A 24,648-nucleotide genomic window follows, 5' to 3' on the forward strand; every position below is an offset into this window, starting at 1 on the left:
CTTATCGGGCTACAGGAGCAAAATGGCCGATCCCTATTCCACCTTGGGCGTTGCGAAGAGTGCAAGCGAAGCGGAGATCAAGTCCGCCTATCGCAAGCTCGCCAAGGAACTGCACCCCGACAAGAACAAGGACAATCCGAAGGCGTCGGAGAAATTCTCCGATGTCACCAAGGCGTATGACCTGCTGTCCGACAAGACCAAGCGCGCGCAATATGACCGCGGCGAGATCGACGGCGACGGCAATCCCGCCATGCCGTTCGGCTATGGCGGCGGAGGAGGGGGCTTTCGCGGCGATCCGCGCGGGCAGGGCGGTTTCGGCAGCGACGGCGCCGATTTCGGCGACATTTTCGAAGGGCTGTTCGGCGGGCGCGGCGGCGGCGGTCCGTTCGGAGGCTTCGGCGGACGCAGCGCGCCGCTGCAAAAGGGCGCCAATGTCGCCTATCGCCTGTCGGTCTCCTTCATCGACGCCGCGACGCAGGCGCCGCAGCGCATCACACTCGCCGACGGGGGCACGATCGACCTGAAACTACCCGCCGGGGTCGAGACGGGAACGCAGATGCGTCTTGCCGGAAAGGGGCAGGCGGGGCCGGGCGGCACCGGCGACGGCATCGTCACGATCACCGTCAAGGACCATCCCTTCTACGAGCGCGAGGGCGCCAACATCCGGCTCGACCTGCCCGTCACGCTGAACGAGGCGGTCAAGGGCGCGAAGGTCAAGGTGCCGACGGTCGACGGCCCGGTGATGCTGTCGATCCCCGCGGGTTCGTCGTCGGGCAAGGTCATGCGCCTGAAAGGAAAAGGTTTCAGCCAGAAAAGCGGCGGGCGGGGCGACCAGCTCGTGCGGCTGATGGTCGACCTGCCCGCCGACGATGCGGCATTGATCAAGCTGCTCAGCGAATGGACCGATCCGCGCAACGTGCGGGCGGATCTCGGCGTGTGATGCGTGGCTGATACCCACGAAAAAAAGATCGTTGCCGCGCTCGAGCGCGAGGTCGCCGACGAGGTCGGTAAGGAATTTCTGGCCGAAGGCCATTCGCCGCACTCGCCCGAGGCGCGCGCCGAGCGTGCCAAGCGCGTTCATCTGCGCGCCCGCGCCGAGGGGCTGATTGAGCGCGGACGCGAACAGCTCGGTCCGGGTACGCGCGCATATCATGTCGTTCGCCGCGTCATCGTCGGCACCTATACCGATGGCTTTATTCACGCGGGCAATCTCGCCTATCTGGCGCTGATCGCGCTTTTTCCCTTCTTCATCCTGCTCGCCGCCGCGCTGTCGATCTTTGGCGGCAGCGTCGGCGGCGAACGCGCGGTCGAGGCGGTGTTCTCCACCATGCCGCCGACGGTCGCCAAGGCGCTGTCGGGACCGATCCGCGAGGTGATGACCGCGCGCACCGGCATCTTCCTGTGGCTCGGCGCGCTCGTCGCGCTGTGGACCGTGGGCAGCCTGATCGAAACGGTGCGCGACATCCTCCGCCGCGCCTATGGCACGCATTTTTCGAAGGGCTTTTTTCATTATCGCCTGCTGTCGATCGGCATCATCACCGGCGCGGTCGTGCTGATGCTGCTGTCGTTCAGCATGCAGGTGCTGATCCTCGGCATCGAGCAATTTGTTACCCGCTTCCTTCCCGAACAATATCAGGCGTGGGGCGTCGTCCTGATCTCGCGCAGCGTATCGGGCGCCGGCCTGTTCCTCGCCATCTACATGCTCTTTTACAGCCTCACCCCGTCCAAATATCGCCAACTCAAATGCCCCAAATGGCCAGGCGCGCTGTTCACGACCTTCTGGTGGATCGGGGTGACCCTCGCGCTGCCGCCGCTGCTCGCCAGCCTGCTCAGCTATGACGCAACCTATGGCAGCCTTGCGGGTGTGATGGTCGCGCTTTTCTTTTTCTACCTCGTCGGATTGGGTATGGTGATGGGCGCCGAACTCAACGCCGCGCTCGTCGAGGTTGAGGATTTGGGCCACGACGCTATTGGGCGCGTCGACGACGTAATTATTGCAAAGGCCGGAGACAAAAAATGACGGGTCTGATGAAGGGCAAGCGCGGGCTGATCATGGGCCTCGCGAACGACAAATCGCTCGCTTGGGGCATCGCCAAGGCATTGCATGCGCACGGTGCCGAGCTTGCGATCTCCTATCAGGGCGACGTGATGCTCAAGCGTGTGAAGCCGCTCGCCGACGAACTCGGCTGCGATTTCCTGATCGATTGCGACGTGTCCGACATGGACAATCTCGACGCGGCTTTTGCGACGCTTGGCGCACGCTGGCCGACGATCGACTTCGTCGTCCACGCGATCGGCTATACCAACAAGGAAGCGCTGCGCGGCCACTATGCCGATGTGACCCTCGACGATTTTCTGATGACGATGAATATCAGCGTCTACAGCTTCACCGCGGTCGCCAAGCGCGCAGCGGCGATGATGACGCCCTTCGACCCCGAAACGGGCAAGGGCGGCGGTTCGCTGCTGACGTTGAGCTATTATGGCGCCGAGAAGGTCATCCCGCATTACAATGTCATGGGCGTCGCCAAATCGGCGCTGGAGACGAGCGTCAAATATCTCGCCAATGATTATGGCCCGCGGAGCGTGCGCGTGAATGCGATCTCGGCGGGCCCGATCAAGACGCTCGCGGCGTCAGGAATCGGCGACTTCCGCCTGATCCTCAAATGGAATGAATTTAACGCCCCGCTGCGCCGCAACGTCACCATCGACGACGTGGGCGGCTCGGCGCTCTATCTTCTGAGCGACCTTGCGAGCGGGGTGACGGGCGAAACGCACCATGTCGACGCGGGCTACCACACGGTCGGAATGAAGCAGGAAGACGCCCCGGACATCGCGCTTGCCTGACGGCCTCGTCATCCGTCCCGCACGCGCGGAGGATGCCGAAGCCATCGACAACGTCATTCGCGCCGCCTTCGCGGCAACCGAATTCGGGCATCAGGGCGAAGCAGAGCTCGTCCGGATGATCGGGGCCGACGGCGACGCGCTGGTGTCGCTGGTCGTCGAACGGGACGGCGCGATCGTCGGGCATGTGCTGTTCAGCCGGATGGATGTCGAGGCCGACGGAGTGCCGCTGATGGCGGCCGGCCTCGCGCCCGTGTCGGTCGCGCCCGACCGGCAAGGGCAGGGTATCGGCGGTGCGCTGATCCGCGCCGCGCTGGAAGAACTGCGAGCGCGGGGCGTGGCGATCAGCTTTGTTCTCGGCCATGCGGATTATTATCCGCGCTTCGGTTATTCGCCCGATCTTGCCGCACGCTTCGCATCGCCCTTCGCGGGGCCGCATTTCATGGCGATGATGCTGGACTCGGGCGCGGCTTGGCCGCTAGGCGGACGCGCGGATTACGCGCCTGCGTTTGGCCGGATGGGATAGGGCAATGAGTTTCAACAGCTTCGGACGCGTTCTTCGCTTCACCACTTGGGGGGAAAGCCACGGCCCCGCGCTCGGCGCGGTTGTCGACGGCTGTCCGCCGCGGCTGTCGCTGTCCGAAGCCGATATTCAGCCCTTTCTCGACAAACGCCGCCCCGGCCAGTCGCGCCATACCACGCAGCGGCAGGAACCCGATCAGGTGCGCATCTTGTCGGGCACCTTCGAGGGCAAGACGACGGGCACGCCGATCAGCCTGATGATCGAGAATGTCGACCAGCGGTCGAAGGATTATGGCGAGATCGCGCAGGCCTATCGCCCCGGTCACGCCGATTATGCCTATGACGCCAAATATGGCATCCGCGACCATCGCGGCGGCGGCCGCTCGAGCGCGCGCGAGACCGCTGCGCGCGTCGCGGCGGGCGGGGTCGCGCGGCTGGTGATCCCCGAGGTGCAGATCCACGCCTGGGTCGCCGAAATCGGCGGCGATGCGATTGATCCTGCAAACTTCGACCTCGAAGAGATTGATCGCAATCCCTTTTTCTGCCCCGATCCCGCCGCGGCGCAGCGCTGGGAAGGTTTGATGGATGCTGCGCGCAAGTCGGGAAGCTCGCTGGGCGCGGTGATCGAATGCGCCGCGAGCGGCGTTCCCGCCGGCTGGGGGGCGCCGATCTATGCCAAGCTCGACAGCGACCTTGCCGCCGCGATGATGGGGATCAATGCGGTTAAGGGCGTCGAGATTGGTGCGGGTTTCCACGCGGCGCGCCTCCGTGGCGAAGAAAATGCCGACCCGATGCGCCCCGCAAGCGACGGCAGCAATCGGCCCGATTTCCTCTCGAACAACGCGGGCGGGATCGCCGGTGGCATCTCGACCGGCCAGCCGGTCGTGGTGCGCGTCGCGTTCAAGCCGACGAGTTCGATCCTGACCCCCGTGCCGACCGTCAACAAGGCGGGCGAGGCGACCGACATCGTCACCAAGGGCCGCCACGACCCTTGTGTGGGTATTCGCGGCGCGCCAGTGGTCGAGGCGATGATGGCGCTCGTTCTTGCCGATCATAAATTGCTCCACCGGGCGCAGAACGGCTGACATGATCGAGGCGCTGCGAGCCTTCATCGAGGCGCATCAGGCGGTCCTGTCGCTTTTCATTCTCGCCGCGATGTTCGTCGGCTTCCTGATGGAGCGGCTGCCCGCGACCGTCATCGCGATCCTCGGCGCCTGCACCTATCTCGCGCTCGGCATCCTCGATTCCGACGGGCTCTATTCGGTCTTTTCCAACTCGGCGCCGATCGTCATCGGCGCGATGTTCGTGTTGTCGGGCGCACTCATCCGCACCGGCGTGATCCAGCGCGTCGCCGATGCGATCATGAAGCGTGCCGAGAAACACCCGCGGCTCGCGATCGTCGAAGTCCTGGTCGGCGCGCTCTTCGCTTCGGCTTTCCTGAACAATACGCCTGTCGTCGTGGTGCTCATCCCCATCATGATGAAGCTTGCGGAGGTGACGGGCGTCAGTGCCAAGAAGCTGCTCATGCCGCTGTCGATCATCGCGGTGCTAGGCGGCACGCTGACCTTGATCGGCACCTCCACCAACCTGGTCGTCGATGGCATCGTGCGTCAGGCGGGAATGGAGCGTTTCGGCATTTTCGAGATCACACCGATCGGCCTCGTTACCGCCGCATCGGGGATGGTCGGCCTCGCGCTGATGTGGTGGCTGCTGCCCGCCGACAAACCGATCAAGGGGCCTGCCGGGACGCACGACGCGCATCAATATCTGACCGAGCTGGTGCTGGAAGAGGATGATTATCTCGTCGGCATGACGGTCGAGGCGTTCCGCGACTTGCCGCGCTCGGGTCGTATCGTCGGCGTCCGCCGCGGTTCGGTGGTCGTCCACGGCGCCGAACTCGAGCATTGGACGCTTGCGACCGGCGACCGGATCATCCTCCGCGTCGACGGCGCGACCTTGATGACTTGGCGCGAGCAGGGGCGTTTCCGGCTAGGCATCGGCAGCGGCGATCCGGACGAGAATGACATGGTCGTCGAGACGATGATCGCGTCGAACCACCCCGCGATTGGTCAGCGGCTGGTCGACATTCCTTTTCTGCAAAAGGTCCGCGCGCGGATCATCGGCCTCGACCGTCCGGCGCACGAACCGGGCCCCGACCTTGCAAGCGTGCGTATCCGCCCCGCCGACCGCTTGCTCGTCGCTGGTGGTCCGGGCGAGGTCGAGGCGCTGCGCGACAATCCGCACCTGATCGGCGCCGATCTCGCCAAGGTGCGCGCCTTTCGCCGCGGCAAGGCGTGGATCGCGATGCTGTGCATGTTTTCGGTCGTCGCGCTGGCCGCGCTCGACGTCATGTCGATCGGCGTCGCTGCGATCATCGCGATCGGCGTGATCCTGGTGACGCGCTGCATCGATAGCGAGGAAGCATGGGGTACGATCGACGGCGACGTGCTGATCCTGATCTTCGCGATGCTCGCGGTCGGATTGGCGCTCGAACAGAGCGGCGCGGTCGCGATGATGGTCGGCTGGGTCAAGCCCGTGCTTGCCGGCCAGCCGATGTGGGTGCTCGTCTTTGGCATCTACTTCTTCGCGCTCATTCTCTCCGAACTGCTCAGCAACAATGCGGTCGCGGCGCTGATGACGCCGGTGACGCTCGCGATCGCCGCCGAACTCGGGGTCGATCCGCGTCCGCTGGTGATCGCGCTGATGATCGGCGCGTCGGCCTGTTTCGCGACCCCGATCGGCTATCAGACGAACACGATCGTCTATGCCGCGGGCGACTATCGCTTCGTCGATTTCGTGAAGATCGGGGTGCCGCTCAACATCATAACCGGCATTTCGACCTGTTTCGCGATCAGCTTCTTCATAACCTGACGGCATAGCGGGCGAACGGCCAGCCCCCTTGACGCTGCGGCTTGCGGTCGGTCAAAGGGGGCGGAGAATCCGGCCGGTCACGGCGCGCCAATAATGAATATTCGGGGGACGGCCGCATGGACCGCAAGCTTACATTGTATATTCTCGCGGGCATGGTGCTCGGGATCGCGGTGGGATATGCGGTTCGCGTCGTCGTGCCCGCCGACAGCCAGGCGTTCGAATATTGGCTGCGCAGCTTCGGCACGCTCGCCACCATCTTCCTCAACCTCATCAAGATGCTCGTCGCGCCGCTGATCCTCGGCACGCTCGTCACCGGCATCGCGCATATGGGCGACAGTTCGGCGCTCGGCCGCATCGGCACGCGCGCGATCGCCTGGTTCATCATCGCCAGCCTGATCTCGATCAGCCTTGGCCTGATCATGGTCAACCTGCTCCAGCCCGGCGTCGGGGTCGACATGGCCGCATCCGCCCAGTCGGTGGGTGAGGTGAAGAAGCTCGATATGTTCGAGTTCATCGAGCATATCTTCCCCAAGAATGTCATCGCCGCGATGGCGGAGAATAATGTTCTCCAGATCCTCGTCTTTTCGCTTTTCGCCGGCGTCGGGCTGACCGCTCTCGGCGAAAAGGGCAAGCCGCTGGTGCGCGGCGCCGAGGCGCTCGCCGAACTGATGCTGCAGATCACCGGTTATGTCATGCGCCTCGCGCCGCTCGCGGTGTTCGGTGCGCTGGCCAAGGTCGTCGCAGAGCAGGGTCTCGGCATCCTCGCGACCTATGCCGAGTTGCTCACCGAATTCTACATCGCGCTCGTGCTGCTCTGGGTGCTGCTGCTCGCCGCCGGCGCGATCTTTCTGCGCGGACGCATTATCCAGCTCATCCGCTACATTCGCGAACCGCTGCTTATCGCCTTTTCGACCGCCTCCTCCGAGGCCGCGATGCCGAAGCTCTTCGAACAGCTCGACCGCTTCGGCGTCCCGCGCCGTATTTCGGGCTTCGTGCTGCCGCTGGGCTACAGCTTCAACCTCGACGGGTCGATGATGTATGCGAGCTTCGCGACGATCTTCATCGCGCAGGCCTATGGTATCGAGCTGTCGATCGGCACGCAGATACTGATCCTGCTGACGCTGATGGTGTCGTCGAAGGGCATCGCAGCGGTGCCGCGCGCGAGCCTCGTCGTCATCACCGCGACGCTCGCGATGTTCGACCTGCCGGTCGAGGGCGTCGCGCTCGTCTTCGCGATCGACCATTTCCTCGACATGGGGCGCACCGCGACCAATGTCGTCGGCAATGCGGTGGCGACGAGCGTCATCACCAAATGGGAGGGCATGCTCGAAGTGCCCGAACCCGCCGACGCCGAACGGCCGCACGCGCCGTCGCATACGCCGCATCATGGAACCCGCGGGCTTGATCTTCGTGATACGAATGCGACGGGGGATAACAAGCCAGCGGCCGATAACGCCTAGCGCGCGAGCTGCCGGCCGCCCCATGGGGGCGAGCAAGGAGCTGAGCCATGGCCGAAGCAGCGGCAATCGACGAAGCCGAGCGTGACGAGGCGCGCGCCCGGAGGCTGCGCTGGCGAATGCTCATCGGCTTCCTCGCCGGCCTCGCGATCGGCCTGGCGGTTCATTATGGCGCGCCGGACGCGGCGTGGGTCGAAACCGTCACCACCTATGTGACGGGGCCGCTCGGGCAGATTTTCCTGCGCCTGCTTTTCATGCTCGTCATCCCGCTGCTCGTTTCGGCGCTGATCGTCGGGGTCGCCGAAATGGGCGAGATGCGCGCACTGAAATCGGTCGGCTTGCGCACGCTCGTCTATACGATCGCGGTGTCGACGATCTCGGTCGTCATCAGCCTTCTCGTAGTCAACTTGCTCCGGCCCGGCGCCGGGGTCGATCCCGCGCTGGCGCGCTCGCTGATGGCCGAGGGCGCCGCGGGGGCGCAGGCGATCGCCGATCGCGCGGGCGAATCGAAATCCGGGATGGACGCCGTGGTCGCGATCGTCCCCGACAATATCTTCGCGGCGATGGGCGCGAATGACGTGCTCGCGGTGATGTTCTTCGCGCTGTTTTTCGGCATCGGGCTGATGTTGGTGAGCACCCCGCGCACCGAAACGCTGAAGACCGCGATCGAAGGGGTGTTCGAGGTGGTGATGAAGCTGATCGGCCTCGTCATCCAGCTCGCGCCGATCGCCGTCTTCTGCTTCATGTTCAACCTCGCCGCGCAGTTCGGCTGGGATCTGATCATCCGCCTGTCGGCCTTTGTCGGCGTGGTGCTGCTCGCGCTCGCGCTCCAGATGTTCGTCGTCTTCCCGCTACTGCTCAAGACGCTGGCCGGCAAATCGCCCGTCGCTTTCTTTCGCGAGACGCAGGAGGCCTTCGTCATGGCCTTCGCAACCGCCTCGTCGAACGCGACGCTGCCGACCGCGCTGCGCGTCGCGCACGACAATCTGCGCCTGCCCGACCGGGTTGCGCGCTTCGTGCTGACGATCGGGGCGACGGCGAACCAGAACGGCACTGCGATGTTCGAGGGCGTGACCGTGATCTTCCTCGCGCAGTTTTTTGGGATCGACCTCACGCTTCAGCAGCAGATCGTCGTGATGCTCGTCTGCATTCTCGGCGGGATCGGGACGGCGGGCGTGCCCGCGGGTTCGTTGCCGGTGATCGCGCTGATCCTCGCCTCGGTGGGCGTGCCGCCCGAAGGAATCGGATTGATCCTCGGCGTCGACCGTTTCCTCGACATGTGCCGCACGACGCTCAATGTCATCGGCGACCTGGTCGCAGCGACGGTGGTATCGGCGGGCGTGAAGAATGGTCCGGCGGCGCAGCCCGCACCGCCAGCCTGAAGTCAGTCTGGACGGGTCTTGTTCGCCCGGTCGCTACGCGCACGGCCGGCTGGCGGCGTTGCGGTTGCGCGCTGTGCGGGGGCGCTGCGAACCGCCGGTGCCGGACGCGGGCCGCGGTCGGGCCGGGCTGAAGGCGGGCGCGTTGGTGAGGCGATATCGCGGCCCGGGCGTGGGCGAACCGCGCCGGGACCGCGATCGGGACGTCCCGGATTGCCCGCGACCGGCGGCTTTTCCGGACGCCCCGGGCGCGTGCCGCGCGGGCCGTCGTCGTCGCGGTCACCGCGGTGCCAGCCGCCGGGACGGCCCGGGCGGCCGTCGCCCGGCCTGCCGTCGCGGTCGCCACGATGCCAGCCAGGGCGGCCCGGCTTCCAGTCGTTGCGACCGCCATGATGCTTCCACCAGGCGCGGCGCCCACCCCAATAGTTGAGATACTGGCCGCGGAGCGGGTAGCGGTTGCGGTAATTGTCGAACATCCACATGCCGTAGCCGGGATAATAATAATCGTCATACCAGCCGCCACCGAAGCCGATGTTCACGAAGCCGCTGCCATAGTCCGACGCGTCGTAACAGTCGTAGCCATAGCCGTCGCCATAAGCATAGCCGTCATAGTCGTAATAGGCGTCGCCATAGCGTGCGGCGCAATCGCCGCCAGACGCATAGCTCGCCCCATAAACATCGCCGTAATAGCAGCCGCCGAGCGTCGTAGCGGCGAGCGCACTGAGCGCGATGGAAAAGGGACGCTTCAAACTCTTCGCCATGGGCTTTGTCCTTTAAGGGCCAACGGTTGCGACCCGTCACTCGATCGGCAAATTGCACGAGTCGAGTTGAATTTGTGGTGAATGGTGCCTCGCGCCCGAAAAGGCGTTACTTGCATCGATGTCAGTAGTTGGTTACGCCTATCGCCGGAAGATGATGGACAAGGACCCACCGATGAACGCGTCGACAAATATTCAGCCGATGACCAGTCAATGGTCCGCAAAGCGCTTCGGACCCGACACGCAGCATTGGCTGCCGCGTAACGCCGACAGCGCGATCGACCACATTCCCGGCGAGGACGGCATGCCGGTGCTCGGCAACACGCTTGAGCAGCTTCGCGACTATCCCGCCTTCGCGCGCCGTATGGTCGCCAAATATGGCCGCGTCTATCGCAACAACAGCTTTGGCGGGCGCAGCGTCGCGCTCCACGGACCCGAGGCGAACGAACTCGTCATGTTCGATCGCGAGAAGATATTTTCGTCCGAGCAAGGCTGGGGACCCGTGCTCAACCTGCTCTTTCCGCGGGGGCTGATGCTGATGGATTTCGAAAAGCATCGCGCCGACCGCAAGATATTGTCGGTGGCGTTCAAGCCCGAACCGATGCGCCATTATGCCGAATCGCTGAACCGGGGGATCCGCGACCGCATCGGCAAGTGGAGCGGCAAGACGTTCAAATTCTATCCGGCGATCAAGGAACTGACGCTCGACCTCGCCGCCACGAGCTTCCTCGGCATTCCGTGGGGTCCCGAGGCGGATAAGGTAAACAAGGCTTTCGTCGACATGGTGCAGGCGTCGATCGGCGTCGTGCGCGTGCCCTTGCCCTTCACCGCGATGGGCCGCGGCGCGAAGGGGCGCGCCTATCTGGTCGATTATTTCGGCAAGATGGTCCCCGAACGGCGCGAGGGTAGCGGCGAGGACATGTTCAGCCAGATCTGCCGAACACGCGATGATGACGGCGAATATATGTCGGTCGAGGCGATCGTCGACCATATGAATTTCCTGATGATGGCGGCGCACGACACCATCACCAGTTCGATCACCACGCTGGTCTGGGAACTGGCGCGTCATCCCGAATGGCAGGACAAGTTGCGCGAAGAGATGCTCGCCGTGGCTCCCGCGGGCGAGGGGGTCGGGCACAACAGCCTCGGCCAGCTCGAAATGACCGAATGGGCGTTCAAGGAGGCGCTGCGGCTCGTGCCCCCGGTGCCGAGCTTCCCGCGCCGCGCGCTCAAGGATTTCGAATATGGCGGCTATCGCATCCCTGCGGGCACGTCGGTCGGCGTCAGTCCCGCCTATACGCACATGATGGAGGAGCATTGGCCCGAGCCCGAGAAATTCGATCCGATGCGCTTCTCGCCCGAGGTCGCGCGCGAGCGGCACAAATATGCGTGGGTGCCCTTCGGCGGCGGCGCGCATATGTGCCTCGGACTGCACTTCGCCTATATGCAGGCGAAAATCTTCTTCCACCATGTCATCACGACGCACCGCATCACCGTCGGCGACGGCTATGCGCCCGAATGGCAGGTGTTGCCGATCCCGCGACCGAAGGACGGGCTGACCGTCAGCTTCGTTCCGCTCGACTGAGCCCATTGCCCCCTACGCCGGCGGTTCGTACCTCCAGTCCAGCAATACCGGATTCCGGCGTCGAAGCGATGCCCCGGCCGAAGTTTTTCCTCCGAAAAACTCGTCTATGATAGCGTTCACATCACGCTATATTGAGTCGTTACGGAGGTTGGAACGAGGGACGATGAATCGGGCAGGTCAAGATTGGCCGGAGTTAATGGGACCAATTGCAGACTTTTATTGCATTTGCGGACTGTTCGTGCCTCACTTCTGTCAGGAATTGGCCGATACGTCCTAGATTGTGAGTCGCGCTACGCCTTCCGGGGGAGAGGATAATTGGTATCCAATATGTTCGATGAGCTGATTCGGGCGGCCAGCAATGTTCTCGGCGCGCACGGCCCGGCGGCGAGCGTTACCGCAAGCTATACCCCGACCGATTTCAGCATCCATTTCTTCCTCCAGATCGCGGTGATTCTGCTTGTCTGCCGCATCGTCGGCTGGGCCGCCAAGAAGTTCCTCGGCCAGCCGCAGGTCGTCGGCGAAATGATCGCGGGCGTCCTGATCGGCCCCTCGCTCTTCGGTCTTTTCTTTCCCGAATGGCAGGCGGCGCTGTTTCCGAAGGAGACGCGCAATATTCTTTATGTCGGCGCACAATTCGGCGTCGGACTCTACATGTTCCTCGTCGGTACGACCCTGCGCCTCGATCATTTCCAGTCGAAGGCGAAAAGCGCGGTCGGCGTTTCGGCGGCTGGGATTGTCGCGCCTTTCCTGCTCGCGGCGGCGATCACCCCCTTCCTGCTCGATATTCCCGGGCTCTTCGCCGACGGACTGGGGCAGGGCAGCGCGACCTTGTTTATGGGTGCGTGCATCGCGCTCACCGCTTTCCCTATGCTCGCGCGCATTATCAACGAGCGCGGGCTTGCGAATACTTCGCTCGGCACGCTGTCTTTGACCGCCGGCGCGTTCGACGATGCAGTGTCGTGGTGCGTGCTCGCCATCGTGTTGGCAACCTTCGGCGGCGGGCCGGGCATCGCGCTGCTCGCAATCGCGGGCGGGCTGGGCTTCGCGCTCTTCATGTTCTTTGTTGGCCGCAAACTGCTGATCCCCCTCGGCCGAGTTGTCGAGGCAAAGGGTGAATTGACGCACACGTTGCTCGCCATCGTGCTGATGCTCTATGCAATGGCCGCCTTCTTCATGGACGCGGTAGGTATCCACGCGGTGTTCGGGGGCTTCCTGCTCGGCGCCTGCATGCCCCGCGGCCTTTTGACCGAGGAGATCAGGAAGAAGGTCGAGCCGATGACCGTGGTCTTCCTTCTCCCGATGTTCTTCACCTACTCGGGCCTCAATACGCAGCTCACCACGGTGAACAGCCTGTCAATCCTCGGCGTCGCGCTCGGCATATTGCTCGTCTCGATCGCGGCAAAATTCGGCGCCTGCTGGCTTGCTGCGCGGCTTGCTGGCGAGGATAATCGCACCGCGATGGGCATCGGCGCACTGATGAACGCGCGCGGGCTGATGGAACTGATCATCATCAACATCGGCCTGCAAAAGGGCATCATCGGCCCGACTTTATTCGCGATCATGGTGCTGATGGCGATCGTCACCACGGTAATGGCAGGGCCGCTCTTCGAAATCGTCTATGGCCGCAAGGCGCGCGCCGAAGGGTGGCTCGGTGCGCTCGAAAGCGAAGAGGCAATGGAGGGGCGCCGCGATCGCGACGTCACCCAACTCGCCTGACCTTAGAGGCCAAGGCGGGGTTGTGTGAAAAGACGCCGCGCGTCACTAAGGCGCCGTGAAGAGCATACGCCCCTATCTGATCTGGTTCGCTGTCGCGGTGCTGCTGACGCTCGGCGCGATCTTCGGTATGCAGTGGATGCGCGATCATCCCGAACATTTCCCCGGCGCGCGTTTCGAACTCGCGCATCCACGGGGATGGGCGACGCACAGCAAGCTCGTCGCGCTCGCGAGCGACGACGCGGCCTGTTTCGCTGTCCTCGACCGCGCAGGCGCAGGCTATCTGCGACGTCCGCCTGTCGGTAACGGGATTTGCCGCGCGAGTCAGCGCATGATCCTTACCGGCGACCGTTTCGTGCCAACGATGCGGCCTGCGAATGCGGCGCCCGGCTGTGCTGTAACTGCCGCGATGGCGCTATGGAATCGCGACGTGGTTCAGCCGCTCGCGCGGAAATATTTCGGACAGAAAGTGATCGAGATGGAGAATCTCGGCAGCTATAACTGCCGCAAGATCGCTGGCGAGCAGGCGCAAAGCCAGCATTCGACAGCGAACGCGATCGACATTTCGGCCTTCATCCTCGCCGACGGGACACGCATTGCCCTGATTAACGACTGGTCGCCTGGCGACAAGCGCAGCGAATTCCTGCACGACATCCGCGACGAAAGCTGCGGCCTGTTCAGCACTGTCCTGTCACCCGATTATAACCGCGCGCACGCCGACCATTTCCATCTCGACATGGCGGCACGGACGGCGGGCTGGACGGTCTGCCGCTAGGGGCCGCCGCCGATCCGCGGGACGAGCATGCCGACGCGCCGGCGATAGCTGACATAAGCTTCGCCGAAGACATCGATCAGGTCGCGCTCCTCGAACCGGATCGCTATCAGCATATAGAGAGAAAGGCCGGCGGCGAGCAGCAGGTGGCCGGCGGTCATCGCCGGCGTCGCCCAGAATGCGAGGAAGAATCCAGCGTAGAGCGGATGGCGAACGAAGCGATAGAAGAAGGGCTGGCGCAGCACCGGCGGCGCTGCTGCTCTTTCGCGCAACGCAAACCACGCCTGCTGCAGTCCGAACAGTTCGAAATGATTGATCAGGAAGGTGCTGGTGAGGACAATCAGCCAGCCGAGGCCGAAGAACGCCCACAGGACCGCGGCGCCGACCGGATTGGTCACCGTCCACACCGGTGCCGTCAGCTCGTGCCAGAATAGCATCAGCAGGACCAATGCCAGGCTCGCTAGCAGTACATAGGTGCTGCGCTCGATCGGGGCGGGGACGATGCGCGTCCAAGCGGCCTTGAACCCGGGCCGCGCCATAGCGCTATGCTGGATCCCGAACAGCGCGATCAGCACGATGTCGATCAGCACCGCCTGCCCGGGCGGCGCTTCGCGCGCGAAATCGACCGTTGGGTCGACGATGGGCAGATTGCCGACGAAGGCGATAAGGTAAAGAAATGTCGCAAAGAATATCGCGTAGCAGATTGCCGCATAGGCCAGATAGAAGGCACGGACCATGATGCTGCCCCTTCATTTGGAGGAGCCATCATAGCATGTTTTTCGCGGAAAAGCGCGCTTTAGACGGTAAAGCTCTCGCCGCAGCCGCACGCGCCCTTGGCGTTCGGATTCTCGAAGACGAAGCCCGCGGAGAAATCATCCTCGACCCAGTCCATGACGCTGCCGATCAGGTAGAGCACCGACGCGCCGTCGATGTAGAAGACCCCGCCCGGCGTCTCGATCTTCTCGTCGAACTTCACCTCTTCGGTCACATAGTCGACCGAATAGGCGAGCCCCGAACAGCCGCGACGCGGGGTCGACAGGCGCACGCCGATCGCGCCCTCGGGCGCCGACGCCATCAGCTTGGCGATGCGCTCTTCGGCGTTCGGCGTCAGCGTGACGGCGGCGGGGCGGGCCACCCTCGTCTTTTCGGGTGTTTTGGTCTCGGTCATCACAGCATCCCCAGTTCGAGCCGTGCCTCGTCGCTCATATTCTGCGGCGACCAGGGCGGGTCCCAGACGAGATTGACCTCGGCATCGCCGACGCCCGGTACCGCGCCGACGCGCAGCTCGACCTCGGCGGGCATCGATTCCGCCACCGGGCAGTGCGGCGTCGTCAGCGTCATCGTGACGAGCACATGCCCTTCGTCGATCTCGACATTGTAGATGAGGCCGAGGTCGTAGATGTTCACCGGAATTTCGGGGTCAAAAATCTCCTTGAGCGCGTCGATCACTGCCTCATACAGGTCGCCGCCGACTGCACCGGGAGCGACCTCGGCCGGCTTGGCTGCGAGGAATCCTTCAAGATAGTCGCGCTTGCGTTCCAGCTTTTCGGGCGCGGTTTCGACATCCTCGACGCGCGCCTTGGGCGGCGGCTGGACGCTTTCCACTTCCTCGATCCTGATCCCGGTCTCGCTCATGCGGTCCTCGCTCATCCGAAAATCCTCTCGACGCGGGCGAGACCGTCGATCAGCGCCGCCACATCGTCGTCATTGTTGTACACACCGAAACTCGCGCGGGCGGTCGCGGGAACGCCCAGATGCTCCATCAGCGGCTGTGCGCAATGGTGCCCGGCGCGGATCGCGACCCCGCTTTCGTCCAAGATAGTGCCGATGTCGTGCGGATGAACCCCCGCCATCGAAAAACTGACGATTCCGGCACTATTTTCAGGGCCATAGAGCGTGATGCTGTTCTTGCGTGCGAGTGCCTCGCGCAGCGTGCCGACGAGCGTGCATTCATGCGCTTGGATCGCGTTGATGCCGATGCCTTCGACATAATCGACCGCCGCGGCGAGCCCGATCGCCTCGACGATCGCGGGGGTGCCGGCCTCGAAGCGGGTCGGGGCGGGGGCGTAGGTCGTCCGGGCGAAGGTCACGCGGTCGATCATCGATCCGCCGCCCTGCCATGGCGGCAGCGTGTCGAGCTTGTCGCTCCACAGCACGCCGATGCCGGTGGGGCCGTAGAGCTTGTGACCCGAGAAGGCATAATAGTCGCAGCCGAGCGCGGCGACATCGACCGGCAGGCGCGGCACCGCCTGACAGCCGTCGATCAGCAGCTCGGCGCCGACGCGGTGCGCGAGCTCGGCCGCGCGCGCGACGTCGAGCGGGCTGCCGAGCACGTTCGAGACATGCGCGAAGGCGACCATCGTGTGTTCGGGGGTGAGCAGCTTCTCGGCGGCGTCGAGGTCGATGCAGCCGTCTTCGGTGAGCGGACAGACGTCGACCTGCCAGCCCGCGAGTTGCCAGGGGACGATATTGCTGTGATGCTCGAGCATCGACAGCAGCACGCGGCCTTTCTTCGGATGCGAGTAAGCGACGAGGTTGATCGCCTCGGTCGCGCCGCGCACGAAGGCCACGTCATTTTCGCGCGCGCCGATAAAGCCCGCGATCCGCCGCCGCGCCGCCTCATAGGCGAGCGTCATGTCGGCCGAGCGGGCATAGACGCCGCGGTGGACCGTCGCATAGTCGCGGCCGATCGCGTTCACGGTGGCGTCGATCACCGCCTGCGGCTTCTGCGCGGTCGCCGCGGTGTCGAGATAGTGCCAGCCGAGGGTCAGGCCGGGGAAGTCGGCGCGGACGTCCGGGAAGGAGCGGAGGGCGGTCGCGGTGGTCACACCAATTCCCCCAGCTTCGCCAGCGCGAGCGCCTGCAGCTGTTCCTCATCCTCGGCGCCGTCGAACACGCCCGCAACGAACGCCTGCAGCAAAATCTTCTTCGCCTCGGCGGGCGGCAGCCCGCGCGACTGGAGATAATAAAGGCTCATCGCGTCGAGTTCACCGATCGCGCAGCCGTGCGCGCATTTGACGTCGTCGGCGAAGATTTCGAGCTCGGGCTTGGCGTTGGCGGTCGCGCTGCGATCCAGCAGCATCGCCTTCACATCCTGCTCGCTGTCGGTCTGCTGCGCATCGCGCGCGACCGCAACCTTGCCGAGATAGGTGCCGGTGGCGGTGCCGCCGAGAACCGAGCGCACCATCTGCCGCGACGTCGCGCCGGGTTCGGCGTGGGTGACGGTGGTGACGATCTCGAGAGTCTGTTCGCCGCCGCCGATCTGCGCCGCGCCGAGGTGGAAATCTGCGCCTTCGTGGAGCGTCACAGCCAGTTCGATGCGGCCATAGGCACCGCCGATGTTCAGCACATGCAGCGATGCCGTCGCGCCCTTGCCGACGCTCATCTCGATCTGATGGATCGCGCCTGCATCCTGCACGATCGCGCGCTTGAAGTCGCCGCCCGCGGGCACGACGATGCTCTCGGGCGCGGGCAGCGGCCATGCGGCGGTGACGGCGTCGATGTCGCTATAGCGCCATGCTTCATCGCGCCGCGAGGGGAGAATAGCAGTGTTCAAGCTGCAACCTCCCACACTTCGTCACCCCGGACTTGATCCGGGGTCCATGCGGTCATGGATGCCGGATCAAGTCCGGCATCACGAAAGAAGGAAAAATGGGCGCTCATCACGCCGCGATCTCCGCATAGCCATGTTCTTCGAGTTCGAGCGCCAGCTCTGGCCCGCCCGATTTGACGATGCGGCCCGCGGCGAGGACATGCACGAAATCGGGCTGCACATAGTCGAGCAGGCGCTGATAGTGGGTGATCAGCAGCACCGCCTTGTCGGGGCGGCGCATGATCGCGTTGATCCCGTCGCCGACGATACGCAGCGCGTCGATGTCGAGGCCCGAGTCGGTCTCGTCGAGGATCGCGAGCCTGGGATCGAGGATGCCCATCTGCACCATCTCGTTGCGCTTCTTCTCGCCGCCCGAAAAGCCGACGTTCACCGGGCGCTTGAGCATGTCCATGTCGAGCTTCAAGAGCCCCGCCTTCTCGCGCGCGAGCTTCAGGAAGTCGCCGCCTGACAAAGGCTCCTCGCCGCGTGCCTTGCGCTGGGCGTTCAGGCTTTCGCGGAGGAACTGGACGTTCGACACGCCGGGGATCTCGACCGGATACTGGAAGCCGAGGAACAGGCCGGCGGCGGCGCGCTCGTGCGGGTCGAGGGCGAGCAGGTCGAGCGTCTCGGTGGTTCCAGTCCCGCGCTGAAAGCCGGAGCCTGCCTCGTCGGACGTATTGGTGCCGGGAAACATGACATCGGGCGTGAAGCTCACCGACCCTTCGGTAACCTCATACCCCGGCCGGCCGCCGAGCACATAGGAGAGCGTCGATTTGCCCGCGCCATTGGGGCCCATGATCGCGTGTATCTCGCCCGCATTTATGGCGAGCGACAGACCCTTCAGGATCGGCTTGTCGGCGACGGTGGCGTGGAGGTTTTCAATTTTCAGCATCATTGGTCTTTTCGTGTCCAAGTTTCCGGCCAGTAGTCGAAGTGGCCCAAGTGCTGGGTCGTGCGTTCGACGGGATGGCATTTGACGATCGCGAACTGAGGCGGATCAGGAAATCCCGGCCAGAAATGTTCGCCGATTAAAAATATGTGTTCGCCGGATTGAGCGGCATAGTCCGGTTCGCCTTTGACACCTTCCAACGGCAGCCCGCTCTTCGAAGGATGGAGCCAGATGATCCGCTCACCCGTGAGGTCGAGAAATTCTTGAGCTGTAGCGAGATCCTGCTCATCCCACTCCGACCAATCCGACGAACCTTCGGGGCCGTAGTGTTCAGTCGGCTGCCAGTTGAAGGGACGTGTGTATTCGAAAAGAGCTTGTGTCACCCCACGCTCCCTTCAAGGCTGATGCCCAGCAATTTCTGCGCCTCGACCGCATCAAGCCCCTCCCCTTCAGGGGAGGGGTTGGGGTGGGGCCTGTCCGCCTTGCGCAGCGCTTCGGAAATAAACGCCAGCACGCCATCCATATTCTGCATGACATCGGTGTTCGTCACCCGGATCACGCGAAATCCGTGGCCGCTTAGAATTTCGTCACGCAGCCGGTCCTTGGCTTCGTCATGCGTGTCGCCATCGACCTCGACGATCAGCTTCGCCGAAGGACAAACAAAATCCGCGATAAAATAGCCGATCACTTGCTGGCGGCGAAACTTGAACCCGCCCAGCTGGCTGTTCGACAAATGCCGCCACAGCCGCTTCTCCGGCTCGGTCGGGTTGCGGCGCATGTCCGCCGCGCGGCGATGCAGCTCGGCGAGGCGTTCGGCCGAGAGGCCCCACCCCCTACCCCTCCCCTGAAGGGGAGGGGCTTGGGTCTGCTTCGCATGGTCGTTAAGGGTCAGCTGCGTCACCCGACCGACCCCTCAAGGCTGATCCCCAGCAGCTTCTGCGCCTCGACCGCAAATTCCATCGGCAGTTGCTGCAGCACTTCCTTCGCAAAGCCGTTGACGATCAGCGCCACCGCCTCTTCCTGCCCCAGCCCGCGCTGCATCGCGTAGAAGAGCTGGTCGTCGCTGATCTTGCTCGTCGTCGCTTCATGTTCGACGGTCGCGGTCGGGTTGCGGACTTCGATGTACGGCACGGTATGCGCGCCGCAGCTACTGCCGAGCAGCAGGCTGTCGCACTGGGTGAAGTTGCGCACGCCCTCGGCATTGGGCGCGACGCGGACGATGCCGCGGTAGGTGTTGTTCGACTTGCCCGCGCTGATCCCCTTCGAAACGATGGTCGAGCGCGTGCGCTTGCCATTGTGGATCATCTTGGTGCCGGTGTCGGCCTGCTGGTAATTGTTGGTGACCGCGACCGAATAGAATTCGCCGACGCTGTCGTCACCGTTGAGCACGCAGCTCGGATATTTCCACGTGATCGCGCTGCCCGTTTCGACCTGCGTCCACGACACCTTGCTGCGCTTGCCCTGGCAGAGCGCGCGCTTGGTCACGAAATTATAGATGCCGCCGAGGCCCTCGGCGTTGCCGGGATACCAGTTCTGCACGGTCGAATATTTGATCTCGGCATCATCGAGCGCGACCAGTTCGACCACCGCGGCGTGGAGCTGGTTCTCGTCGCGCATCGGCGCGGTGCAGCCTTCGAGGTAGCTGACATAGGCGCCTTTGTCGGCGACGATCAGCGTGCGCTCGAACTGCCCCGTATTCTCGGCATTGATGCGGAAATAGGTGCTGAGCTCCATCGGGCAGCGCACGCCCTCGGGCACGTAAACGAAGGTGCCGTCGGAGAAGACCGCGCAGTTCAATGTCGCGAAATAATTGTCGTGCATCGGCACGACCTTGCCGAGCCACTTCTTCACCAGCTCGGGATATTCGCGGATCGCTTCCGAAATCGACAGGAAGATCACGCCCGCGCGCTTCAGCTCCTCGCGGAAGGTCGTCGCGACGCTGACGCTGTCGAACACCGCGTCGACCGCGACCTTGCGTGCGCCCTCGACGCCGGCGAGCACCTTCTGCTCCTCGATGGGGATGCCGAGCTTTTTATAGACTTCGAGGATTTCGGGATCGACCTCGTCGAGGCTCGACAGTTTCGGCTTCGCCTTGGGCGCCGCGTAATAGTACGCGTCTTGGTAATCGATCGGCGGCACGTTGAGCTTCGCCCAGTCGGGCGTCTCCATCGTCTGCCAGTGGCGGAACGCCTTCAGCCGCCAATCGAGCATCCATTCGGGCTCGTCCTTCTTGGCCGAAATGAACCGCACCGTATCCTCGGTCAGCCCCTTGGGCGCGAAGTCGGTCGCGATGGCGGAGGACCAGCCATGCTCGTAATCGGCGACTTTGGCGGCGGCGTCGTGCGCGGCCTGGTCCTTGACGGGGAGTTCGGTGTTGTCGGTCATGCTTCTATCCTCCCCTCCCGCTTGCGGGAGGGGTTGGGGGAGGGAATGTTCGTTGGGTTGGTGGCTGCTACAGGCCCTCCCCAAACCCCTCCCGCAAGCGGGAGGGGCTTAACGAGGCTCGCAAGACTGATCTCCGCCAGCGCCCCACGCACCGCGCCGTTCACGACGCCCCAATGCGGCTGCACCTTGCAGCTGCCTTCGAGCGAGCAATCATGGCGTCCTTCGGCGACGCAGGAGGTCAGCGCGATTGGGCCTTCGACGGCTTCGATGATGTCGGCGACATTGATCGCCGCCGCAGGCCGCGCGAGTCGCACCCCGCCGCCGCTGCCGCGCGACGCGACGAGCAGCCCGGCACGCGCGAGCTGGCTGACCAGCTTCTGCGCGGTCGGTCCCGGGATGCCCGTCTGCTCGGCGAGCATGCCAGCGTGGATCGGCCCAGAACCGTAATGGGACCCGCATTGGCGGGCGGCGGCGCTCATCAGCACCACGGCATAGTCGGCAAGGTTGGACAGGCGCATGTTCTTTTCCGTCGCAATTGCGAACGATTCTTAACTGGAGTAAATTACTCCACTTATATAGGCAAGGGGCCAGCGAGGTGCAAGCAAGCCGTGGTTGGGCGGGGTAAAGATGAGGGTGGGTGGCCGGTTTCCGACCGATTGCGGACATATCTCTCCCCTCCCTTTTAGGAAGGGGCCGGGGGTGGGTAGCCGCCGAAGGCGACGTTCTTCCTTATTACTCGCTGCGCTCGCGCACCCACCCCTAACCCCTCCCTAAAAGGGAGGGGAACGGCTTAAGCCCACCCCAAAGCGGCTGCCCGATATACGAAAAAAAGGCACCCATCCGGCCGAAGCCAAATGAGTGCCAAGATGAAGGTCTCAAGTCCTCGTCAGAGGATGAGCTCTTCTGGGTCGCAAGGGGGAATTATGCCCCGCGCCCGATTCGTGATTGTATGGAAACGCCAAAACGACAGGGCGCGCAATTTTTGAAGGTTAATAGCGGCTCACGTCTCGGAGACGATCGGGCTGACCTTGCCGGCGAGCTGCTTGCGCCCTTTGGTGGTCGCTTCGGTGTAGGTCGTCGGCTTGCCGAGCTGGCCCGGCGTCGCGCCGGCGAAGCGTTTGATCTCGCGGATCAGGTGCGACTGGTCGTAGAAGGCGTCGCCCAGCTGCGCCGCGTCGAGCCCTTCGCCGCGCGCGAGCGCCGAAGCGGCGCGCACCGCGCGATATTTGCGCGCGAGCATTCGCGGCGACAGACCGTAATAATGTTTCGTCATCCGCTCGACCGAGCGGATCGACATGCCCGTCGCCCCGACCAGTTCGGGCACCTGCGGCGAGGGCGAGGCGGTCAGCCATTCATCGACCGTGCGGATGAACCACATCGGCGGCCGTTCGTTTCTGGTCAGCACCTCGCGTGCGAAATTATTGCCGATGACCAGCTTTTCCTCGACCGTCGCGGCCTTTTCGAGTGCGGCGGCGACATCCTCGATCCACGGACCGAACAGGTCGGCCGCATCCATCGCGCGGTCGGTGAGCTTGTCGGCGTCGTCGCCCATCAGCGCCGCCCAGCCCGCGGGGAGCATGCCGAACCCGAACATCTGCGTCGGGCAATTGCTGATCGCGCGCACGCGGCCGCTGGTCGGGCCGACGATATTGGCCTTGCAGACCGGCGCATGATGGTCGTCGGCGAAAATATACTCGCCGTCAGCCGCGGTCACGAAGCGGAATTGCGGGCGGTCGGCGCGTTCATATTCGTCGAACCGCGGCATGTTGACGCGCGCGAAATACAGGCTCGACACCATTTCCGCCAGATCGGGATCGGGCGGAAAATAATGTAGTTCGAACGGCGCGCTGCCGTCCACGCCCGTTGGCGAGGAAGAAGATTGCGACATCAGACCCAGACCCCGACAGCCTTTCCTCGGCTGCCTTCTTATGCGCCCAAATCATTTGCGCTTCGTCGGCTCGCGTCAAGCGCCAATCGTCAATTTTCTTAACCCTTCTGCGCGGTGATCCAATTATCGACGCGCCGTTCGAGGATGTCGAGCGGCACCGGGCCCGATTCGAGCACGACGTCGTGGAAGCTGCGGAAATCGAATTTGTCGCCGAGCGCCGCTTGGGCGCGGCTGCGGAGTTGCATGATCTTGAGTTTGCCGATGAGGTAGGCGGTCGCCTGTCCGGGGTAGACGATATAGCGTTCGATCGCCTTTTCGATGTCGCCGTCGGGGTTGGGCGTGTTGTCCTTCAGATACTGGATCGCCTGTTCGCGGCTCCATCTTTTGTCATGGATGCCGGTGTCGACGACGAGGCGGCATGCGCGCCACAGCTCCATGCCGAGGCGGCCGAAATCGCTGTAGGGGTCGGTGTAGAAGCCCATGTCCTTGGCGAGTTCCTCGGTATAGAGGCCCCAGCCCTCCGTATAGGCGGTGAAGCCGCCGAAACGGCGGAATGGCGGCAGGCCGGTGAGTTCGGTCTGCACCGCGCGCTGGAGATGATGCCCCGGAATGCCTTCATGATAGGCGAGCGCCTCGAGCTCGGTCTTCGACATGTCATTGAGGTCGTAGAGGTTCACATAATAGGTGCCGGGCCGCGAGCCGTCGGGCGAGGGCGACTGATAAAAGGCCTTGCCCGCCGACTTCTCGCGGAACGCCTCGACCGCCTTCACTTGCAGCGGCGCCTTGGGTAGCGTGTTGAAGAAGGCGGGCAGGCGCGCCTCCATCGCCTTCACATGGCTATCGACCTCGGCGAGATAGGCCTCGCGCGAGGTGTGGAAATATTGCGGGCTGGTGCGCAGGTGGACGAAGAATTGCTGTAGCGTGCCCTTGAAGCCGACCTTCGTCATGATCGCCTTCATCTCGCCGTGGATGCGCGCGACTTCGGCGAGGCCGAGGTCGTGGATCTCGGCCGCGGTCATGTCGGTCGTCGTGTAATTGGCGAGCAGCGCCTTGTAATAGGCTTGGCCGTCGGGGAGCCGCCAGACGCCGTCGGCGGTCGGCGCGCCGGGCTGCTGGCGCTTCATTTCGGCGAGCAGGCGGGTGTAGGCGGGGTCGGCGCTGGTCGACCATGCCGCTTTCGCAGAATCGACCAGCCGCGTCTTTTCGGCGGGCGCGATGTCGAGCTTGCCGACCTTGGCGGTGAGATCCTCGATCAGCGCATTTTCGGGCTTCAGCAGATTCTGAATGTCCGAGATGACATAGGCATAGACCCATTTGGGGGGCTGGATGCCCTGCGTCGCGCGCTCGGCCGACTGCGCGGTCAGCGCGTCGATCACCGGGCCCATGCCGCGGATGCGTTCGACATAGGCCTCGGCCTCGGCGACGTTCGATACGCGGTGGATGTTGATCAGGAACGCCGGCATCTGGCTCTGCGCGCCGCGCATCTGGTTGAACAGATAATTGTGATGGCGATAGGGGAACAGACTTTCCTCGCGCGCGGCCTGCGCGTTGAACAGCTCGAACGACAGCGCGTCGTCGGGCGACAGATTGGCGGGGTCGTAGCTCGCGCGCATCGCGGCGGCGGTCGCCTGTTGCAGCTTGTTCCGCGCGACCTCGGCCTCGTCGCTCACATCGTCCCATTTGCCGTAATCGCCGTCGCGTATCCCGCGATAGGCTTTGGTTTGCGGCGAAAGCGACAATTGCGCCTCGTCATATTTCTCGAAGAATTCGGCGAGCGGCGCGCCGGCGGGCACGTCGAGAGGCGCCTCGGGAGTGGGCGCCGAGGCGGTCGCGGGTGCCTGATCGATCGTGGCGGGGGCGCAGCCCGCCACGGCGAGCAACAGCAGGCCGGTGGACATTTTGGCGGCTAGGCGAAGGTGCGACACGATTTTCTCCCGGTTTTTCCGATGCGTTTATGCTGGCCCGCGGGGGGCTTGCCATAGCGTCCGGCTCGGCG

24 protein-coding genes are annotated in these 24,648 nt (G+C 64.0%); 11 read left to right on the forward strand and 13 right to left on the reverse strand.

What is annotated here, in order from left to right:
* Nucleotides 1–22 precede the first annotated feature (22 nt).
* The 8 genes from FG95_RS13315 (at nucleotide 23) to FG95_RS13350 (ending at nucleotide 9,073) form a co-directional block, all read left to right on the forward strand.
* Nucleotides 23–940: a DnaJ C-terminal domain-containing protein gene (locus FG95_RS13315; protein WP_037556488.1), complete on the forward strand. Its 918-nt coding sequence runs from the start codon at nucleotides 23–25 to the stop codon at nucleotides 938–940.
* A gap of 3 nt (nucleotides 941–943) precedes the next feature.
* Nucleotides 944–2,020 carry a YihY/virulence factor BrkB family protein gene (locus tag FG95_RS13320; RefSeq protein WP_037556489.1) on the forward strand — a complete coding sequence of 359 codons (1,077 nt, stop codon included), beginning with the start codon at nucleotides 944–946 and terminating at the stop codon, nucleotides 2,018–2,020.
* On the forward strand, nucleotides 2,017–2,844 hold the full coding sequence (gene fabI / locus FG95_RS13325; protein WP_037556490.1) for an enoyl-ACP reductase FabI: 828 nt from the start codon (nucleotides 2,017–2,019) through the stop codon (nucleotides 2,842–2,844). Before FG95_RS13320 ends, fabI begins: the two co-directional genes overlap by 4 nt.
* Nucleotides 2,837–3,367: a GNAT family N-acetyltransferase gene (locus tag FG95_RS13330; protein WP_037556491.1), complete on the forward strand. Its 531-nt coding sequence runs from the start codon at nucleotides 2,837–2,839 to the stop codon at nucleotides 3,365–3,367. Before fabI ends, FG95_RS13330 begins: the two co-directional genes overlap by 8 nt.
* 4 nt (nucleotides 3,368–3,371) lie before the next feature.
* Entirely contained in the window at nucleotides 3,372–4,448 is a 1,077-nt protein-coding gene (aroC, locus tag FG95_RS13335) for a chorismate synthase (RefSeq protein WP_037556492.1), read from the forward strand.
* A gap of 4 nt (nucleotides 4,449–4,452) precedes the next feature.
* Nucleotides 4,453–6,234, forward strand: coding sequence for an SLC13 family permease (locus FG95_RS13340; RefSeq protein WP_409581478.1), 1,782 nt, complete (start codon nucleotides 4,453–4,455; stop codon nucleotides 6,232–6,234).
* 116 nt (nucleotides 6,235–6,350) lie between these two features.
* A complete protein-coding gene (locus FG95_RS13345; protein WP_052182366.1) occupies nucleotides 6,351–7,694 on the forward strand; it encodes a dicarboxylate/amino acid:cation symporter in 1,344 nt (447 codons plus the stop codon).
* 47 nt (nucleotides 7,695–7,741) lie between these two features.
* Complete coding sequence (locus tag FG95_RS13350) at nucleotides 7,742–9,073, forward strand: dicarboxylate/amino acid:cation symporter (RefSeq protein WP_037556494.1); 1,332 nt, start codon at nucleotides 7,742–7,744, stop codon at nucleotides 9,071–9,073.
* Nucleotides 9,074–9,075: 2 nt separating this feature from the next.
* Here the strand turns inward: FG95_RS13350 and FG95_RS19960 are convergent, their stop codons facing one another.
* On the reverse strand, nucleotides 9,076–9,831 hold the full coding sequence (locus FG95_RS19960; protein WP_052182367.1) for a hypothetical protein: 756 nt from the start codon (nucleotides 9,829–9,831) through the stop codon (nucleotides 9,076–9,078).
* Nucleotides 9,832–10,030: 199 nt separating this feature from the next.
* On the opposite strand from FG95_RS19960, the gene FG95_RS13360 reads away from it, so the two are divergent.
* From FG95_RS13360 to FG95_RS13370, 3 genes are all read left to right on the forward strand, one after another.
* A complete protein-coding gene (locus tag FG95_RS13360) occupies nucleotides 10,031–11,413 on the forward strand; it encodes a cytochrome P450 (protein ID WP_052182379.1) in 1,383 nt (460 codons plus the stop codon).
* Nucleotides 11,414–11,740: 327 nt separating this feature from the next.
* Nucleotides 11,741–13,129, forward strand: a complete 1,389-nt coding sequence (locus FG95_RS13365; protein ID WP_052182368.1) for a cation:proton antiporter — start codon at nucleotides 11,741–11,743, stop codon at nucleotides 13,127–13,129.
* Between the two features lie 55 nt (nucleotides 13,130–13,184).
* A complete protein-coding gene (locus FG95_RS13370; protein ID WP_052182369.1) occupies nucleotides 13,185–13,901 on the forward strand; it encodes an extensin-like domain-containing protein in 717 nt (238 codons plus the stop codon).
* Here FG95_RS13370 and mddA read toward each other — a convergent pair.
* From mddA to FG95_RS13430, 12 genes are all read right to left on the reverse strand, one after another.
* Complete coding sequence (gene mddA, locus FG95_RS13375; RefSeq protein WP_037556496.1) at nucleotides 13,898–14,635, reverse strand: methanethiol S-methyltransferase; 738 nt, start codon at nucleotides 14,633–14,635, stop codon at nucleotides 13,898–13,900. The two genes, FG95_RS13370 and mddA, sit on opposite strands and share 4 nt — an antisense overlap.
* 59 nt (nucleotides 14,636–14,694) lie before the next feature.
* Entirely contained in the window at nucleotides 14,695–15,066 is a 372-nt protein-coding gene (locus tag FG95_RS13380; protein WP_037556646.1) for a HesB/IscA family protein, read from the reverse strand.
* Nucleotides 15,066–15,548, reverse strand: a complete 483-nt coding sequence (locus tag FG95_RS13385; protein WP_037556497.1) for an SUF system Fe-S cluster assembly protein — start codon at nucleotides 15,546–15,548, stop codon at nucleotides 15,066–15,068. The genes FG95_RS13380 and FG95_RS13385 overlap by 1 nt, the downstream gene beginning before the upstream one ends.
* On the reverse strand, nucleotides 15,545–16,726 hold the full coding sequence (locus FG95_RS13390) for an aminotransferase class V-fold PLP-dependent enzyme (RefSeq protein ID WP_037556498.1): 1,182 nt from the start codon (nucleotides 16,724–16,726) through the stop codon (nucleotides 15,545–15,547). The genes FG95_RS13385 and FG95_RS13390 overlap by 4 nt, the downstream gene beginning before the upstream one ends.
* Nucleotides 16,723–17,454: a SufD family Fe-S cluster assembly protein gene (locus FG95_RS13395; RefSeq protein WP_037556499.1), complete on the reverse strand. Its 732-nt coding sequence runs from the start codon at nucleotides 17,452–17,454 to the stop codon at nucleotides 16,723–16,725. The genes FG95_RS13390 and FG95_RS13395 overlap by 4 nt, the downstream gene beginning before the upstream one ends.
* A gap of 106 nt (nucleotides 17,455–17,560) precedes the next feature.
* Nucleotides 17,561–18,382 carry a Fe-S cluster assembly ATPase SufC gene (sufC, locus tag FG95_RS13400; protein WP_037556647.1) on the reverse strand — a complete coding sequence of 274 codons (822 nt, stop codon included), beginning with the start codon at nucleotides 18,380–18,382 and terminating at the stop codon, nucleotides 17,561–17,563.
* On the reverse strand, nucleotides 18,382–18,762 hold the full coding sequence (locus FG95_RS13405; RefSeq protein WP_037556500.1) for a hypothetical protein: 381 nt from the start codon (nucleotides 18,760–18,762) through the stop codon (nucleotides 18,382–18,384). Before FG95_RS13405 ends, sufC begins: the two co-directional genes overlap by 1 nt.
* Nucleotides 18,759–19,280 carry an endonuclease domain-containing protein gene (locus FG95_RS13410; RefSeq protein ID WP_081933149.1) on the reverse strand — a complete coding sequence of 174 codons (522 nt, stop codon included), beginning with the start codon at nucleotides 19,278–19,280 and terminating at the stop codon, nucleotides 18,759–18,761. Before FG95_RS13410 ends, FG95_RS13405 begins: the two co-directional genes overlap by 4 nt.
* Nucleotides 19,277–20,764, reverse strand: coding sequence for a Fe-S cluster assembly protein SufB (gene sufB / locus FG95_RS13415; RefSeq protein ID WP_037556501.1), 1,488 nt, complete (start codon nucleotides 20,762–20,764; stop codon nucleotides 19,277–19,279). The genes FG95_RS13410 and sufB overlap by 4 nt, the downstream gene beginning before the upstream one ends.
* Nucleotides 20,761–21,282, reverse strand: a complete 522-nt coding sequence (locus FG95_RS13420; RefSeq protein WP_037556502.1) for an RrF2 family transcriptional regulator — start codon at nucleotides 21,280–21,282, stop codon at nucleotides 20,761–20,763. The genes sufB and FG95_RS13420 overlap by 4 nt, the downstream gene beginning before the upstream one ends.
* A gap of 482 nt (nucleotides 21,283–21,764) precedes the next feature.
* A complete protein-coding gene (locus FG95_RS13425) occupies nucleotides 21,765–22,622 on the reverse strand; it encodes an AraC family transcriptional regulator (protein WP_235211561.1) in 858 nt (285 codons plus the stop codon).
* Between the two features lie 128 nt (nucleotides 22,623–22,750).
* On the reverse strand, nucleotides 22,751–24,550 hold the full coding sequence (locus tag FG95_RS13430) for a DUF885 domain-containing protein (RefSeq protein WP_200880202.1): 1,800 nt from the start codon (nucleotides 24,548–24,550) through the stop codon (nucleotides 22,751–22,753).
* Nucleotides 24,551–24,648: the final 98 nt, after the last annotated feature.

This window comes from Sphingopyxis sp. LC363 (assembly GCF_000756385.1).
Lineage (GTDB): Bacteria > Pseudomonadota > Alphaproteobacteria > Sphingomonadales > Sphingomonadaceae > Sphingopyxis.

Bases quoted from the DNA above. Each gene is read 5' to 3' on its own strand.
- fabI (WP_037556490.1), top strand. From the start codon at position 2,017: ATGACGGGTCTGATGAAGGGCAAGCGCGGGCTGATCATGGGCCTCGCG.
- FG95_RS13350 (WP_037556494.1), top strand. From the start codon at position 7,742: ATGGCCGAAGCAGCGGCAATCGACGAAGCCGAGCGTGACGAGGCGCGC.
- FG95_RS13315 (WP_037556488.1), top strand. From the start codon at position 23: ATGGCCGATCCCTATTCCACCTTGGGCGTTGCGAAGAGTGCAAGCGAA.
- FG95_RS13385 (WP_037556497.1), bottom strand. From the start codon at position 15,548: ATGAGCGAGGACCGCATGAGCGAGACCGGGATCAGGATCGAGGAAGTG.
- FG95_RS13420 (WP_037556502.1), bottom strand. From the start codon at position 21,282: ATGCGCCTGTCCAACCTTGCCGACTATGCCGTGGTGCTGATGAGCGCC.
- FG95_RS13365 (WP_052182368.1), top strand. From the start codon at position 11,741: ATGTTCGATGAGCTGATTCGGGCGGCCAGCAATGTTCTCGGCGCGCAC.
- FG95_RS13380 (WP_037556646.1), bottom strand. From the start codon at position 15,066: ATGACCGAGACCAAAACACCCGAAAAGACGAGGGTGGCCCGCCCCGCC.
- FG95_RS19960 (WP_052182367.1), bottom strand. From the start codon at position 9,831: ATGGCGAAGAGTTTGAAGCGTCCCTTTTCCATCGCGCTCAGTGCGCTC.
- FG95_RS13430 (WP_200880202.1), bottom strand. From the start codon at position 24,550: ATGTCCACCGGCCTGCTGTTGCTCGCCGTGGCGGGCTGCGCCCCCGCC.
- aroC (WP_037556492.1), top strand. From the start codon at position 3,372: ATGAGTTTCAACAGCTTCGGACGCGTTCTTCGCTTCACCACTTGGGGG.
- sufB (WP_037556501.1), bottom strand. From the start codon at position 20,764: ATGACCGACAACACCGAACTCCCCGTCAAGGACCAGGCCGCGCACGAC.
- FG95_RS13360 (WP_052182379.1), top strand. From the start codon at position 10,031: ATGACCAGTCAATGGTCCGCAAAGCGCTTCGGACCCGACACGCAGCAT.
- FG95_RS13345 (WP_052182366.1), top strand. From the start codon at position 6,351: ATGGACCGCAAGCTTACATTGTATATTCTCGCGGGCATGGTGCTCGGG.
- mddA (WP_037556496.1), bottom strand. From the start codon at position 14,635: ATGGTCCGTGCCTTCTATCTGGCCTATGCGGCAATCTGCTACGCGATA.
- sufC (WP_037556647.1), bottom strand. From the start codon at position 18,382: ATGCTGAAAATTGAAAACCTCCACGCCACCGTCGCCGACAAGCCGATC.